The organism is Coprococcus sp. AF16-22 (assembly GCF_003461545.1).
GTDB classification, from domain to species: Bacteria; Bacillota; Clostridia; order Lachnospirales; family Lachnospiraceae; genus Coprococcus; species Coprococcus aceti.
In genome coordinates, this window is the sequence record NZ_QTXH01000002.1 from 276,818 (window position 1) to 292,641 (window position 15,824).

At 47.0% G+C, this 15,824-nt stretch carries 17 protein-coding genes; 16 read left to right on the top strand and 1 reads right to left on the bottom strand.

The genetic code is table 11. The features are described from left to right. The first annotated feature begins 12 nt into the window (after positions 1-12). The 3 genes from DWW60_RS03880 to proC are packed head-to-tail and all read left to right on the top strand — an operon-like array spanning position 13 to position 2,494. Positions 13-1,455, top strand: coding sequence for a DHHW family protein (locus DWW60_RS03880; protein ID WP_015534599.1), 1,443 nt, complete (start codon positions 13-15; stop codon positions 1,453-1,455). A 51-nt stretch (positions 1,456-1,506) separates the two neighbouring features. Then, positions 1,507-1,659: a hypothetical protein gene (locus tag DWW60_RS13380; RefSeq protein WP_158565871.1), complete on the top strand. Its 153-nt coding sequence runs from the start codon at positions 1,507-1,509 to the stop codon at positions 1,657-1,659. Between the two features lie 52 nt (positions 1,660-1,711). Beyond that, positions 1,712-2,494, top strand: a complete 783-nt coding sequence (proC, locus tag DWW60_RS03885; protein WP_055272153.1) for a pyrroline-5-carboxylate reductase — start codon at positions 1,712-1,714, stop codon at positions 2,492-2,494. Positions 2,495-2,556: 62 nt separating this feature from the next. On the opposite strand, the gene DWW60_RS03890 is transcribed toward proC, so the two are convergent. Beyond that, a complete protein-coding gene (locus DWW60_RS03890; protein WP_117874414.1) occupies positions 2,557-5,136 on the bottom strand; it encodes a hybrid sensor histidine kinase/response regulator in 2,580 nt (859 codons plus the stop codon). A 250-nt stretch (positions 5,137-5,386) separates the two neighbouring features. Between DWW60_RS03890 and DWW60_RS03895 the strand changes: the two genes are divergently transcribed. The 13 genes from DWW60_RS03895 (at position 5,387) to hpt (ending at position 15,812) form a co-directional block, all read left to right on the top strand. Further along, a complete protein-coding gene (locus tag DWW60_RS03895; protein ID WP_117874415.1) occupies positions 5,387-6,496 on the top strand; it encodes an HD domain-containing phosphohydrolase in 1,110 nt (369 codons plus the stop codon). Further along, a complete protein-coding gene (locus tag DWW60_RS03900) occupies positions 6,493-6,840 on the top strand; it encodes an Hpt domain-containing protein (protein WP_117550159.1) in 348 nt (115 codons plus the stop codon). The genes DWW60_RS03895 and DWW60_RS03900 overlap by 4 nt, the downstream gene beginning before the upstream one ends. A gap of 37 nt (positions 6,841-6,877) precedes the next feature. Beyond that, complete coding sequence (locus DWW60_RS03905) at positions 6,878-7,132, top strand: hypothetical protein (protein WP_117550161.1); 255 nt, start codon at positions 6,878-6,880, stop codon at positions 7,130-7,132. Between the two features lie 71 nt (positions 7,133-7,203). Further along, positions 7,204-9,078 (top strand): hybrid sensor histidine kinase/response regulator, encoded by a 1,875-nt coding sequence (locus tag DWW60_RS03910; protein WP_117874416.1) that lies wholly within the window; start codon positions 7,204-7,206, stop codon positions 9,076-9,078. A 69-nt stretch (positions 9,079-9,147) separates the two neighbouring features. Next, entirely contained in the window at positions 9,148-9,693 is a 546-nt protein-coding gene (gene spoVT / locus DWW60_RS03915) for a stage V sporulation protein T (protein WP_015534608.1), read from the top strand. Between the two features lie 187 nt (positions 9,694-9,880). Next, entirely contained in the window at positions 9,881-10,153 is a 273-nt protein-coding gene (locus DWW60_RS03920) for an HU family DNA-binding protein (RefSeq protein WP_015534609.1), read from the top strand. A gap of 16 nt (positions 10,154-10,169) precedes the next feature. After that, the gene (locus DWW60_RS03925) at positions 10,170-10,409 is read left to right on the top strand and encodes an RNA-binding S4 domain-containing protein (RefSeq protein ID WP_015534610.1); all 240 of its coding nucleotides are present in this window, start codon (positions 10,170-10,172) and stop codon (positions 10,407-10,409) included. A gap of 89 nt (positions 10,410-10,498) precedes the next feature. Further along, positions 10,499-10,771 carry a YabP/YqfC family sporulation protein gene (locus tag DWW60_RS03930; protein WP_055272159.1) on the top strand — a complete coding sequence of 91 codons (273 nt, stop codon included), beginning with the start codon at positions 10,499-10,501 and terminating at the stop codon, positions 10,769-10,771. 8 nt (positions 10,772-10,779) lie between these two features. Further along, complete coding sequence (gene yabQ, locus DWW60_RS13985; RefSeq protein ID WP_242859117.1) at positions 10,780-11,112, top strand: spore cortex biosynthesis protein YabQ; 333 nt, start codon at positions 10,780-10,782, stop codon at positions 11,110-11,112. Positions 11,113-11,242: 130 nt separating this feature from the next. Continuing rightward, positions 11,243-11,563, top strand: a complete 321-nt coding sequence (locus DWW60_RS03940; protein WP_055145071.1) for an FtsB family cell division protein — start codon at positions 11,243-11,245, stop codon at positions 11,561-11,563. 95 nt (positions 11,564-11,658) lie between these two features. After that, positions 11,659-13,782 carry a SpoIIE family protein phosphatase gene (locus DWW60_RS03945; RefSeq protein WP_117874417.1) on the top strand — a complete coding sequence of 708 codons (2,124 nt, stop codon included), beginning with the start codon at positions 11,659-11,661 and terminating at the stop codon, positions 13,780-13,782. A gap of 51 nt (positions 13,783-13,833) precedes the next feature. Then, positions 13,834-15,294, top strand: a complete 1,461-nt coding sequence (gene tilS, locus DWW60_RS03950) for a tRNA lysidine(34) synthetase TilS (RefSeq protein ID WP_117874418.1) — start codon at positions 13,834-13,836, stop codon at positions 15,292-15,294. Continuing rightward, positions 15,291-15,812: a hypoxanthine phosphoribosyltransferase gene (gene hpt, locus DWW60_RS03955; protein WP_022216999.1), complete on the top strand. Its 522-nt coding sequence runs from the start codon at positions 15,291-15,293 to the stop codon at positions 15,810-15,812. Before tilS ends, hpt begins: the two co-directional genes overlap by 4 nt. Positions 15,813-15,824 lie beyond the last annotated feature (12 nt).

Here is a 15,824-nt window from a genome sequence, read left to right on the forward strand (position 1 = left end):
TGGGTGATTTTTATGAAGAGAAGATATACCAGAAGTCAGAGACAACAATTAAAGAAATTCAGAACTCTGGGTGTTCTTATATTTGCCGCAGTCATGGCGATAGGAGCATTTATTGGTCTGCTGTTTTTTGTCAGACCTAAGAAATCCACGGTGGAGAAGAGGACGCTTGCAAAGTTTCCGTCATTCACTATAACGTCATTCCTCGACGGATCATACTTCGAGGACGTGTCACTGTGGTATTCTGACACATACCCTATGAGGGATAAGCTTGTGTCGGCTGACCAGAGCCTTAAGAAGCTGTACGGAATACAGCTCGGAACGCAGGTGGTTGGAGGAAATGCCAAGGGCGATGAGATACCTGATGTGGACAAGAGTGCGGTGACCGCCACTCCTGATGATGCAGGCAAGGCGACAACTGAGAGTACCACGGAGGTTACGACAGAGGATCCTGAGATAGGACTTCCTGCGAGTCTGACATCGAAGAACAAGCAGGATGCGACAACTGAGAGCGGTTCGGTCCAGACGGTCGATCCACCAGATTCAAAGGCTATGGACAAGGCGTTCCAGAAGCAGCTTCAGGACAACCTGTATGTGAAGGATGGTTCTGCGTACAGCCTGTACTATTTCGTTCAGGACTCCGCAACAGAATATATAGATGCTATCAACAATGCAGCGGCACAGCTCTCGGGCCAGACAAATGTGTACGATATTCTTGTGCCGAACAATTCAGGTGTCCTGCTATCGGATGACGAGCTGGATAAGCTTGGCGGTTCCGATCAGAAACAGGCGATAGAGTATTACTATGGCATGATGAATGGCGTGAAGACGGTCGATATATTTGACACGTTAAAGGCGCATAAGGATGAATATATATTCTTCAGGACAGATCACCACTGGACCGCGGATGGCGCGTACTATGCGTATGAGGATTTCTGCAAGACGAAGGGCATAACGGCCATTCCACGTGACAAGAGGAAGACGGATACCTTCAAGGGATTCCTCGGAAGCTTCTACAGCACCCTGCAGAACTCTGACATGAAGAATAATCCTGATACTATATACGCCTACGAACCGATAGGAACAAATGACATGACCTACTGGAACGAGGATGGCTCGGAGCAGAAGTGGAATGTCATAATGGATGTGAATGGATGGGATAAGGGAACCATGTATTCTACATTTGTGGGCGGTGACACGCCGATGGCAGTGATAGAGAACCCGAATGTGACAGACGGTTCATCGTGTGTAGTAATGAAGGAGTCCTACGGAAATGCATTTATTCCATTTCTTGTGGATCACTACTCCAAAATATATATCATAGATTACAGATATTCACAGGTAAACATCCTTGACTTTGTGAAGAGCAAAAAGGTCAATGATTTTATCTGTATAAATAACATATCTCTCATAGGAGATAAAGATGTGGCTGCTACTATAAGCAGTCTGCTGCACTAGGGCATAATCGGAGAATTTGCAGACAGATGCCCGGAGATGGTCAACAGATATATGGAGACTGTTTCTGAAGGTATCAGAGGATTGTTCATGTTCTGCACCATAGATAATGACAAGGATGTGGATGTGTTCCAGGCGCTTGCAACTGCCGACAGACTTCTCTATCAGGAGAAGCGTGCAAAGAAGCTTCGCCGGATGGCTGAGTAAGACAGATATAAAAGACAAAATATATAAAGGCTTGAAAGAAGGAGAATGTATCATGGAGAGATTAGGTTTCATAGGCATGGGTAATATGGCACAGGCATTATGCGCAGGATTTGTGAATTCAGGAAAGATAGCGGCTGAGAGTGTATATGCATATGCACCACACTATGACAAGCTGGTGAAGAACTCAGAGAAGTATGGATTTACCCCGTGTAAGACACTTGCAGAGCTGGTGGATGCCGTGGATACGGTCATCATGGCATGCAAGCCTTATCAGATCAATGACGTTCTCGTTGAGATAGGAGAGAGACTTCACGGCAAGGCTCTTGTGTCGGTGGCAGCTGGCTGGGATTTTAAGAAGTACAGTGAGTATTTTGACAGTTCGGTGAGAGTGCAGTTTGTGATGCCGAATACTCCGGCAATGGTATATGAGGGAGTTATGCTCTTTGAAGCACAGAATTCCCTTGAGGAGGAAGAAAGGACACAGATCAAAGAGCTGTTCGCGGCTGTGGGAATTGTGGAGGAGCTTCCATCGAATCTCATGGGAATAGGAGGCGCAGTAACCGGCTGTGGTCCTGCATTTGTGGATCTGTTCATAGAGGGATATGCGGATGCAGCGGTTAAGTATGGTGTGCCTAGACAGACTGCGTACAGACTCATATCACAGATGATACTTGGTTCAGCAAAACTTCAGCTAGAGACAGGGGAGCATCCCGGCGTGTTGAAGGACAATGTATGTTCCCCTGCGGGAACAACCATCTGCGGTGTTGCATCCCTCGAGGAGTCAGGCCTCAGGAGTGCATGCATTAAGTCTATAGATGCGATCATGAATAAGTAATAACGGCAAAGCCCCTGTATGATTGAAATATCATACAGGGACTTTTTTATTTCTTGACTTTTTTATTTCTTGAATTTTGAGAGGATGCTTATAAGCTGCCTTATGTTCAGCGGCTTTGACAGGTGTTCGTTCATGCCCGCCAGACGGCATCTTTCGAGATCTTTAGCAAATGTGTTGGCGGTGATGGCGATGATAGGAATGTTCTGTGCATCCGGATGCTCGAGCTTTCTTATGGCGTAGGACGCCGAGATTCCATCCATCACAGGCATCTGAAGATCCATAAGGATACCGTCGTAGGTTCCGGCAGCAGATGTGGAGAACATGTCAACGCACACGGAGCCGTCCTCAGCGCGCTCACAGGAAATACCATTCATACCCAGAAGTTCAGACACGACCTCATAGTTGAGTTCGTTATCCTCTGCCACCAGAAGGTGCATTCCTACACACAGGGATTCTGCGTCGCTGCTATCACCGGATTGTCCAGACCACAGATCATCCTTTATGATATAAGGGACGTCGATGCTTACCTCGATGATAGTTCCACCACCCGGATTGCTCTGTACTGTGATGGTACCCTGCATTAAGTCCACAAGCTCCTTTACTATGGCGAGCCCCAGACCGCTTCCGCGCACTTTGCTGATCCTGGTGTCTGTCTCGCGGGAGAATTTGTTGAATATGCTCGCCTGATATTCAGGCTTTATTCCAATTCCCGTGTCGCTTATTCTGGCTACGAGACGTATCTTATCGGAGCCAGGTATATTCTCCTCATATAATTCAAACCCAACGTCGCCATGACCAGGGGTGAACTTGATGGAGTTAGACAGCAGGTTAGAGTAGATCTGTTTCAGCTTGAGTCCATCGGCCAGGATGTAGTCGTGATATATATCGTGACAGTTGAAGGTTATATTGAGTCCGTCGTTCATGAGAGCCTGATCGAAAACCATGTTCAGAGTATGACACAGCTCGGATACAGATGTCTCACAAGGCTTAAGCTGCTGTCTGCCGTTTTCCAGATTCGTTATGTCAAGGATGTTGCTGACGAGCTGTTCTATATAAGCCCCAGACGTCCTGAGCTTGCCCAGACAGTCGTCCATCTTGCTTGGATCGCCTAGTGATCGCTTTGCTATGTCGGCAAATCCCATTACGGCATTCAGAGGTGTTCTTATGTCGTGAGCCATCTTGGACAGAAACTCGGACTTTGCCTCGTTTGCCTTGTTGGCCTCCTCTGCCAGGAGCATCCAGCTCTGTTCACGTCTCTTTTGTTCGCTGATAAGCCTTGTTACATACAGTATGTTGGTCACGTTGCCAAGAGCATCTCGCTTCTTCACAATAAATCTTGCCGAGTGCCAGTTGCCGTCGTTGGCGAGATAATCCATGGCTATGGTCTCGTCTGTGTGGAGACGCTCTGCGATGGTCGACAGATCAAAGAAATCAAGTATCTTGTCCTGATATTCGGGAACGACGAAGCGGTGACACAGCTCCTTCATCTTGGAGGAAGCTCTTCCCATGCGGCCTGTAAGTCTGTGTACCTTGTTATCGCTGGACACCTCCTCGTACATGTCCTGTGTAATATCTATCCTGTATATTGAGAAGTAGATCTTGCTTATGGCGGATATGATCTCATTGTTCAGGTTAGCCTCGTCAAGTGCCTCCTGGAGCTGCCTCCTCGAATTTTGTTCAAAGCTCACAAGCTCGTCTATCTGCTTGAAGCCAATCAGCACCCTTGAAGATGAAGCCGCTGAAAAAGGGAATATCTCAGCCTCAAAGTTTTCCTGGCCCACTGCGTTCGGAGTCACCCGGTATCTGTAAGAAAGCTTAGGGTGAGCGGCAAGATGATTCTGTATATGCTCTGTGCTGAGGATTTCTGTGAAGTCCGGGGCGGATTCTTTGATAACATATTTTTCGTAATACTGTCCGATCAGCTCTGAGTAGCAGAATGTTTTCTCAGCTTTGATGTCGTGTATGTGGGCAGCATTTGCCGCTGGGTCAAGCTTTAAAGGCTCGAGAGAATCATTCTGAAGATCCACGCAGTAGACGGATATGTAGTCCGTGCACAGAACAGACAAGAACATCCTTTCACGGTTCAGATCCGACAGGCTCTTTTCGAGAGAATTATTGCGCTGCTCAAGAAGCTCGGTCATTCTGAGAGTCTCCCTTACATTTCCGAGATGACCGCCCACAACCCCAAGCAGACTTATAAAGGATTCCGAACTCTCTATGTGGGGATTGTCCACACCGATAAAGCCTTTGAGCTGGTCCTTATAGAAGATAGGAAATGCTATTTCAGAGTGAATATCCTGCATGACCAGAAGCTGATACTCGGAAGGCATGAGATCCTTCACATCCTCCACGTTATCTATGATCATACTGTCGCCGCGCTCAAATGCTTCCAGCCAGTAAGGCATGTCGGCGGAATCCACGGACTGAAGATTGTCAATCCATGGCTGCACATTGTCACCGCACCACTCATATGAGTTGCGGAATATGTTGTCAGTCTCATCCCAGTCAAAAATATAAACTCGTTCTGACGAAGTGCAACTTCCGATGATACGGAGCAGAGTCTGTATGGATGCTCGGAGTTCAAAACGGTTTTGGGCTCTGTCAATGGCAACCATCTGCTGTAGTATAACAAAATTATCCATAAAATACCCCCTTTATGTGTGTAGATTTTTGAAATATTAATACATAAGGCTCTGTTTTTAAGACAATTTTACCTATTTTGAGAGAAAAAATCCATATTAATGGCAATTAATTCCATAGACAATATTTGTTAAAGACAATAGAATTAATGTGGGTATTTACAAAGAGCTTGCGTAATTATACAAAAGATCCAATATATGAAAAATACAAAAGCGGTTGCAAGTGAAAATACTACATTGAGGAGTGGATCAAATGAGAGAAAAAGTATTGATAGTCGATGACATTGAGCTGAATAGAGGGATACTTGCAGTTGCACTTGGTGATAAGTATGAAGTGATCCAGGCTGCTGATGGTGAGCAGGCCATAGACATACTGAAGTCTGAGAGTGAAGGGATAACAGCGATGCTCCTTGATCTGATCATGCCGAATGTCGATGGATACGCGGTGCTTGATTACATGAGAGAACACGGACTGCTTGACAGGATACCGGTAATAGTCATAAGTGCGGAATCTGCTAGGGATGTTGAGGTAAAGTGTCTTGAAATGGGGGTTACGGATTTCGTCAGAAAGCCATTTGACATTGTGACAGTCAGACGCAGGGTCAAGAATACCGTGGATCTGTTCATGTATAAGAATCATCTGGAGGATAAAGTCAGACTGCAGACAAGAGAGCTGGAGGAGAAGAACAAACTGTTTCAGGCTCAGGCAGAGCAGATACGTGAGACCAATGAGAAGATAGTGGACGTTTTAGGCACGGTTGTTGAATACAGAAATCTTGAGAGCGGTGAGCACATCAAGAGGGTAAAGGAATTTACCAATATACTTGCAGAGAAGGCTGCGGAGAAATATCCGGAGTACGGCCTTACACCGGAGAAGATAGCTGTAATAGTTGCAGCCAGTCCACTTCATGACATAGGCAAGATAGCCATCAAGGACAGTGTGCTCCTGAAGCCGGGCAGGCTTACAGATGAAGAGTTTGAATATATGAAGACCCACACGACAAAAGGCTGTGAGATACTTACACAGATTGCAGGCACGTGGAGTGAGGAATACGAGAAGATCAGCTATGAGATATGCCGCCACCATCATGAGAGATATGATGGAAAGGGCTATCCTGACGGACTGGCCGGTGAGGATATACCGATATCGGCACAGCTTGTGTCCATAGCGGATGTGTATGACGCTCTTGTGAGTGACAGGGTATACAAGAAGGCTATAGAGAAGGGCAAGGCATATCAGATGATACTTGATGGAGAGTGTGGAACATTTTCACCGAGACTTATAGAGTGCTTCAAGGAGTCCAGACAGGAATTTGAAGAGCTTGTGTGCAGATATGAGATGAAGAAGGAGAACCAGATATGAACATCAGAGAGTGTTATGATACAATAGGAGCAGATTTTGAGGATGTACTTGGCAGACTTGGCAGTGAGAGCCTTATACAGAGATTCGCACTTAAGTTTATAGATGATGGAAGCTACAATGAACTGACAGAGGCTATTACGGAGAAGAATGCTGAGAAGGCATTCAGGGCAGCACATACACTGAAGGGGATATGTCTGAACCTTGGACTTAAGAATCTGTATACAGTGAGCTCGGATCTGACAGAGAAGCTCAGGGGGAGAGAGCTTGATGGATATGAGGCTTTGTATGAGAAGGTCAGTGAGCAGTATAAGATAACTGTAAATGCTCTTAAGAGTGTTGAATAGATCATTGTAGTGAGAGAAAAGAGAGGGGACTTATAAGATGAAGAAGAGGACTATTGCCAGAATGATGGCGGCCGTTATGGTCGTGAGTATGCTTGCTGGTTGTGGTGACTCAGACGGCGATACAGCGAAGAATGTGAATCTTGATCCAGATCATCCGGTATCACTGAAGATATGGCATTACTACAATGGAACCCAGCAGGCAATATTTGACAATCTGGTTGATGAGTTCAATGCTACCAAGGGCAAGGATGAAGGGATATCTGTCCAAGCCGGTGAACATAGGAAAGTTTGAGGAAATGCTCTACGAGGTATGGAGCAGTCATAACAAAGAATTCAGCGTATTGCGCTAAGGGGGGGATAAATATGACACAGCACTTGCAGACGATGATGTGTGAATACACCATACTGATAATCATGCTCTATATAGGTGTGAGATGTCTTAATCAAAGAAATAATAAGATCATAAGATTGTTTTCTCATTTTGTATTCGGAGTAATTGCTTTCCAGATAATAAATATACCTGTAAGAATGGTTGACGCAGGACTGGTGCGTATGCCGGCCGCGGTGGTTTTTGTGTTGAATTGCGGATTCATGATCGCAGAGACATTTGTGACATATGAATTGTTTTATTTTTTCGAGAGTATACAGAATTCATTATTTGTGGAAAAAAAGATAATACGGGTATTGCGCAGTATTCCGCTTGTTCTGATGATTGTGCTGTGTGTGGTCTCGTGGTGGACAGGCTGGCTTTTCTACGTGGATGATACGGGCATGTATCGCAGAGGAGCATTGTTCGCACTTCAGGTGGTACTTCCATATACCTATGTATTTGTGACACTCGTCAGTGCGATAGTATATTCCATTACCAGAAGAGAGAAAAGATCTGCCGTCATCATAACTATAGAACTCATACCTGCGCTTATATGTTCAGTGTTGCAGATTGTTGCGGGTGGTTCTTATGTTCTGGCTGGACTGACGCTTTCGGCGATGTTCGTGTATATAGAGCTCTGCATGGAGGATATTAGAAAGGTTGAGAAGCTTGAGGTTATCGAGAAGGCCAACCACGAGCTGGAGAATGCCCTGGATATGGCGAATAAGGCTAACAACGCTAAGACGGTGTTCCTCAACTCCATGTCTCATGATATAAGAACCCCTATGAACGCGATAATAGGCTTCACAGACCTTCTGAATGACAACCTGTCCGACCAGGACAAGGCGCGCGATTATATAGCCAAGATCAGATCATCAAGTGATTATCTGCTGTCCCTTATCAACAATGTATTGGAGATGGCAAGGATAGAGAGCGGCAAGACAGAACTGGACGAGAGCAGTATATCACTTAAAAGTCTTGATTCGGTGTACTGGCTGTTTGAAAGTCAGATGAAGGAGAAGAACATAGACTTTACATGGAATGTGAATGTGAAGCATAACAATGTTCTATGTGATGTAGTGAAGATAAAAGAGATACTCATGAACATCATCAACAACGCATATAAGTATTCTCTTCCAGGAGACAGCGTTGCGGTGAAGATCGATGAGCTTCCATGCGACAGGGATGGTTATGTGAGGATACGCACAGTGGTCAGTGACACGGGAATTGGAATGTCGGAGGATTTCCTGGAGCATATATTTGAGGATTTCAGCAGGGAACAGACATCCACGGAGAGCGGACAGTTTGGAACAGGACTTGGCATGGCTATAGTTAAGAAGATAGTCGACCTTATGGGGGGAGATATAGATGTGCAGAGTGAACCGGGAAAGGGTACGACATTTACTGTTACACTTGAGCATCGTATATCCCAGAATGTTGAGGATGCTGGTTCGGTAGAGAAGCGCAACGAGGATTATTCATTTGAGGGCAGAAGGATAATCCTGGCGGAGGATAACGATCTGAACGCTGAGATAACAATGACGATACTTGTCGGTGCGGGCATGGAGGTCGACAGAGCCGCAGACGGAATCCAGTGTATAGACATGCTGGAGAAAGCGGAGCCGGGATACTACGATCTCATCCTCATGGATATACAGATGCCGAACATGGATGGTTACAAGGCAACCATGATCATACGAAAGCTGGACGACAGACGCCTGGCGGATATACCTATAATCGCTATGACTGCAAATGCGTTCAACGAAGACCGTAAGAAAGCCTTTGAGGTGGGCATGAACGGATACATAGCCAAGCCGATAAGCGCAGAGGATCTAAAGATGACGCTGGCTGGGATCGTGGAAGAATAATTTTGATGATTTTCCACATAATAACTCCAAAGCAATTATTTAACATGCAATGGAGGGTTAATACTGTTTATGAAGGCGACAGGAATAGTGAGAAGGATAGACGATCTCGGAAGAATAGTTGTTCCTAAGGAGATTAGGAAGGTTCTCAGAATAAGAGAAGGCGACCCGTTGGAGATATTTACCGGCAAGGAGGGCGAGATAGTTCTCAAGAAGTATTCGCCCATGGCTGATCTGACTGCATTTGCACAGCAGTATGTGGAGGCAATATCCCAGAGCCTTGGACTGCCGGTTGCCATCACGGACCGGGATTCAGTCATAGCGGTGGCGGGAATGCCGAAGAAGGAGCTGATGGGCAAGGAGCTTCACAGTGAGCTTGAGAGCGTGATAAACGACAGGAAAGCGATAGTTGCCCGCAAAGGCGATGCGAAGTTCATACACATAACCACAGACGACCTGGATTACGATGGACAGGTGGTGCAGACCATTATATCAGAGGGCGATGCAGTGGGCTCTGTCATCGTGATAGTGCGTGACAGCGGACACAGAATAGGTGAGATAGAGCAAAAAGCAGCGGTGATCGCGGCGGCATTTCTGGGCAAACAGATGGAAGGGTAGCCGGTAATGCAAGAATTTGGCAAAAAGTGAGTAAAATCAAGGGGTTTCGGCCTCGAAATCCCTTATTTTCCTTGACAAATATAACCATTTTAGGTATAACTATACATGTTGAGCTCAGAGTTTTCTGCTTTTGCGGGTAGCAGGCGGATGACAGAGAGCATTTATTTTTTAAAGGAGGAATTATCTAATGAATAAGACAGAATTAGTTGCAGCAATCGCTGAGAAGACAGAATTATCAAAGAAGGACGCTGAGGCAGCATTAAAGGCTTTCACAGACGTTGTAGCAGATGAGTTAAAGAAAGGTGAGAAGATTCAGTTAGTTGGATTTGGTACATTCGAGGTATCAGAGAGACCAGCTAGAGAGGGTAGAAACCCAAGAACTGGCGAGACAATGACAATCGCTGCTTCAAAGGCACCTAAGTTCAAGGCTGGAAAGGCATTAAAGGATTCAATCAACTAATCTTTAAGGGTTTGATATGAGACTTGATAAATACCTTAAGGTATCCAGAATCATCAAGAGAAGAACCGTGGCGAACGAGGCATGCGATGCCGGAAGAGTCATGGTCAACGACAAAGTGGCTAAGGCCGGAACCGATGTCAAGGTTGGAGATGTTATCGAGATAGAATTTGGCAACAAGACGGTGAAGGTCAGAGTTACAATGATTGCAGATTCCACTAAAAAGGAAGATGCCAAGGATATGTTTGAGTATGTGTAAAAATATGCCGGAATATACATAGTGTATTCCGGCATATTTTTTTTGTGGGCTCATATAGTTTATTAAATAGCTTGAGAAGGTTTCTGAACATGGGGGAAGTTAATAAGGCAAAAACCCACAAGGTGGTCATGGACAACAGGAACAGTCTGTCCATGACAGGGATCAGCAAGGTCACATCCATAGATCCTGATCTGGTTCTGCTGGTGACCGAGCAGGGGAAACTCAAGATAATAGGCAAGAATATGCAGGCGACAAATCTGGACCTTGACAAGGGAATACTGGATCTCACAGGAAATATCAACTCCATGATATATTCGGGTGACAAGGAAGGTGCTTTTTCTATAAAGGGGTTGTTCAAGTGATGAGCGATATGGCGGCAGGGCAGCTCTGGGGATATGGGATAAGTGTTGCAGCCGGAGCGTGCTCAGGTGTACTGGGATCGCTGTTCTGGTTCATCTCAAAGCTCTTTAGGAACAGCCGCGCGGTGGCGTGGATATGCGATATTACACTTTGGTTGATATTAAGTGTAGTAGTTATGGCGGTCAGTTACATATGCTGTGACGGAGATCTGAGACTATATATTTTTTTAGGATTTTTTTCAAGTTTTTTACTTGTATTTTTTACTATAAATTGGGCTGCTTCGAAAATTGCAAACCATATATTGTGTAAGAAAAAACAAGATTCAAAAAATGTGAAAATGTGACGGCGAAAAGTGCGTTGACATAATTAGTCTTAAATAGTAAAATTATGTCAATATGTTCGTTTGGCTACGAACTTTTTGTATATTATTACAAGAAAAGACAAGTAATAAAGTAATGAATGGGGAGTTTCTAATGAGTAAGACGGTCGGCAGATCAAAGTCAAAAAAGAATAACAAGATCACAACGAAGCTTGGAATGGTTCTGGTTGTGAGCTGTCTGATATTGCTGGCAGTGGTTGTACTGTACAAAGCACAGAGCCTGAAAGCACAGAAGGAGAGCCTGCAGGTTCAGGCGGCGGAGCTTCAGGAACAGCTTGACAGTGCGAAGGAAGATTATAAGAAGCTTGAAGAGCGTGAGAAATATATGCAGACAGATGAGTATGTTGAGGATGTGGCCAGATCACAGCTCGGTCTCATATATCCTGACGAGATCGTGGTAAAGCCTGAGGAATAAAGTCAGAACATAGCGGATGCTGATTTCAGCATTCGCTATTTTTTTGCGCATTTGACGGATATACTTCTTGTCACTATGAACAGGAAGGCGGGAAAATGTTGATGAGAGAAAAGGTAAATGGGTTCGTCGGAGTGATGGCGGTGGCTATTCTGTGTATGGTCAGCGGCTTATGCATGGTATGGGGGATAGCCCCGGTGGTTCTGGCTGTGTATGTGGCGGCCTGTGCGGTGTGTGGGAGATACATGATAACCTGCATCGGGTGTGCGGCGGGAGTCGCAGCCGGATCTATGGGTATAGCAGGGCTGTTGCACGCATATGAGTATATGATACCGGGGCCTGTGTATTCCGGTGTGATGGTGACGGAGAAATATCTGGTGCTGCTGGGACTTGCGATGTGTCTTATGAAGATCGTGTACTCCAGAAATTCCGGATCGTATGTCAGGGTGATCGTCGTCATGTCGGCTGCCGTGCTTATGGGAAACATAGTGGTATATGCGGATAACATGCTTATGGCTGCAGCTTATGGAGTGGTGGAGGCTGCGATATTCATGTGTGCAAGTGTGATACTGAAACCGGGGATTGGACTTCTATATACATATATCTGCGGGGATGCCTCGGATGTGGAGAGGGATGAGAGCTGGAATATAAGTCAGGGCATAGTGAGCCTCATGGCGCTGGCGGCGGTCGTTCTGTGGGTTGTTCCGGGTGAGGATATCTACGGTGTGAATCCGGCATTTATGCTAGCTCTGGTTCTGATATTGTACGCGGTGTATAGAACTGGAGCGGTGTACGGATGCGGAATGGCGGCGGTGGCGGGAAGCATTGTGTCGGTCAAGCTGAATGACAGCAGGTGGCTCATGTGGATGCTCCTTGTGACGCTGGTCATGCTCATAGGCCGGGCACTCACCGGGAGAAGAAAGGTGTCTGCAAGTCTGTTCTATGTTCTGGGGTGCGTTCTTGCCTCCGTGGCGGATGGAACAGTGCTGTGGAACGGCTCTGGGCGGGAGATTGCATTTTACTATATAAATATCGCCGTTCCGGTCGTATTGTTTGCGTGTATACCTGGTGCTCTGCTGGGCGCCATGGACGAGGAGACAGATCCGGCGTGTCTTCAGGCGGCTGCTGCGGAGATTAACAGACTCACGGCCTGCAAGATAGAAGATATGGCAAATGTGTTCAGACGGCTCGATTATACATTTGCCGGGAGCGATGAGCCGGCGATAAGCCTGGGACAGATCGGCGAGCTCGTGGATGGCTTCAGGAGACAGATAGATCTGATAGGTGAGGCGAGGGAGATATCCGATGAAAAGCTGCTGGGGCAGATAAGATCGCTGGGGATGGACGAGGTCAGGGTCACGGCATCCATGGACAGTGGCAACAGGAGCCGATACTATGTGGCGGGAAGAACGTCAGGTCAGGGCATGGTGCTGTCAAGACAGGTGGCTGATGTACTGAGTGGGTATTTCAGGAAGAATATAAGGGCGGGCATGGATTCGCCGAGCCTTTTCTTCGATGAGTACAGATCTGCCGTGTACGAGGAGGCGGCGCGTTACAAGGGGCGTTACCATGTCAGAAGGATAAAGAAATATGGCTCTCCGGTGTCGGGGGATAATTTCTCGGTGAAGGAGTATGAGGATGGCAGGCTGGTGATGATGCTGTCTGACGGCATGGGAAGCGGAAGCCTGGCCTCCTGCGAGAGCTGCATGATGCTGGACACCATGGAGGAGCTGCTGGAGGCGGGATTTGCCCCAGAGTACAGCATTGCATTTGCCAATCGATGTATGTCCAGGAGAAATAAGGGCAGAATATTCACGACATTTGATATGGTGGTCATAGACATGTACGACGGCACCATGAGGAGCTTCAAGCAGGGGGCGTCGGTGACCTATGTGATACGCCCGGGCGATGATGGAAATGAGGTCCGCCAGATAACGAGCACTACTCTTCCCGTGGGCGTGCTGGACGATGCCGAGTGCGACATGGCGGATGTGAAACTTGCGGCGGGGGATGCCGTGGTCATGGTGAGCGATGGGCTCTCGGATATGGATGTGTCCGATCACATGCAGGATGTGCTTAAGGGAATAAGAGTGGGTGACAGCAGACGGATGGTCGATGATATACTGGGCGCCATGATAGGACAGGGGGATGTGTCGCTTCGGGATGACGTGACGGTCATGGCGGCGGTGATATCAGGATCTGAGAAAAGTAGCGCAGCTTGAGTAACTCTATGCTATAATATGAAATTATGATATTTACAGAAGGATAAATGTATGGATGTATTTGAAAAAGATGTTCTTGAGTATATAAGAAAATACCACATGTTTGATGGTATAAGTCACTGCGTGTGCGGTGTGTCCGGCGGCGCGGATTCGGTGAGCCTGCTCACGGTGCTGGCAAGGCACAGGGCGGAGCTGGGAATAGATATACACGTTGTACACATAAATCACATGATACGCGGTGAGGCTGCGGATGGTGACCAGAGCTACGTTGAGACTTTGTGTGGTAAATATGGTGTCACATGCGACTCCTACAGGATCGATGTCAGGAAGCTTGCGGAGCAGGCCGGACAGACCGTGGAGGAGGCCGGACGCCATGCAAGATATGATGCATTTGACAGGATGCGTGCCAGATATGCGGATGAGGGCTGTGTGATCGCAGTCGCCCACAACCGCAACGATGTGGTTGAGACGGTTCTGTTCAACATGGCGAGGGGAACCGGAATGGGCGGCATAAAGGGTATAGCCCCGGTGAGGGATCACATAGTGAGACCGCTTCTGGGGAGCGACAGGAGCCACATAGAGGAATATCTTGACCGGCAGGGGATCAGATACTGTACGGATGCCACCAACAATGAGGATGATTACACCAGGAACAAGATAAGACACAGGATACTTCCCCTTATGAATGAGATAAATGGACAGGCCATGGAGCACATTTGCCAGATGGCCATGATGGCGGCTGATTACGAGCGGCTTGCTGCCGGACTGGTTGATGATTTCCTGACGGGACAGGGAATTGATGTCAGAAGTGAAGGCTGTGGCTGGACCGGAGACAGCACTGACCGGAGATATGAGCTGGACATGGCGGCTCTCAAGGAGCAGGACAGGCTCGTGCAGGAGCTTGTCATAAGAAAGCTCATCGGAATGGTGTGCGGAGGCCTGAAGGATATCGGCATGAGCCATGTGTCGGAGGTTACGAAGCTGTACTCGGCTGACACCGGGGCGGGGATCAATCTTCCTGCCGGTGCGAGGGTGTGGCTGGAGTACGGCAGACTGGTATTTGCCGGCGGTGAGAACCGCGCCGGTGACCAGAGCTGTCAGGACGGCGGGCTGCCGGGCTGCGTGGACATAGACATCACCTGTGATGGTGAGTATGAGCTGTGTGAGGGAAGGCTTACGGTCAGGATCTACGACAGACCTGAAGCCCTTGATCTTGCAAAAAAAGAGTGTACGAAGTTTCTTGATTATGGTAAAATAAAACAGTGTCTGCAGTTGCGGACATTTGAAAACGGGGATTATATAGTCGTTAATTCTGCGGGCTCGAGAAAGAAGCTCAACCGTCTGTATACTGACTGTAAGATACCGGTGGACAAGCGGCGTCATATTCCACTTGTGACATCCGGGCAGGAGGTCGTGTGGGCCGTGGGACTTAGGATTGGCGAGAATTATAAAGTGACAGAAGATACACAAAAGATAATTGAGTTGAATTTTAACAGGAGGAAACAGAGTTGAAAGAACAGATTGGTGTTATGCTCAGCAGCAGTGAGGTGGAAAACAGAATAAGCGAGATGGCAGCAGCCATAGATAAGGCATATGAGGGAAAGACGATACATTTGATCGGAATCCTTAAGGGAAGCGTGTTCTTCATGTGTGAGCTTGCGAAGAGAATGAAGAGTCCGGTCACCATGGACTTCATGTCTGTGAGCAGCTATGGCGATGGAACAAAGTCATCAGGTATTGTCAAGCTGAACAAGGACCTTGATGAGTCTATAGAGGGAAAGGATGTAATCATTGTGGAGGACATTCTTGATTCGGGAAGAACCCTTTCATACCTTGTGAAGCTTCTCGGCGAGAGAAAGCCTGCAAGCCTTGAGGTTGTGACCCTGCTTGACAAGCCGGACAGAAGAGTTATCCCGGTTGAGCTGTATATGACAGGTTTTGAGATCCCTGACAGATTTGTTGTGGGATACGGCCTTGACTGTGCCCAGAAGTACAGAAACCTTCCATATATAGGTGTTATAGAGCAGTAATATATTGATTAA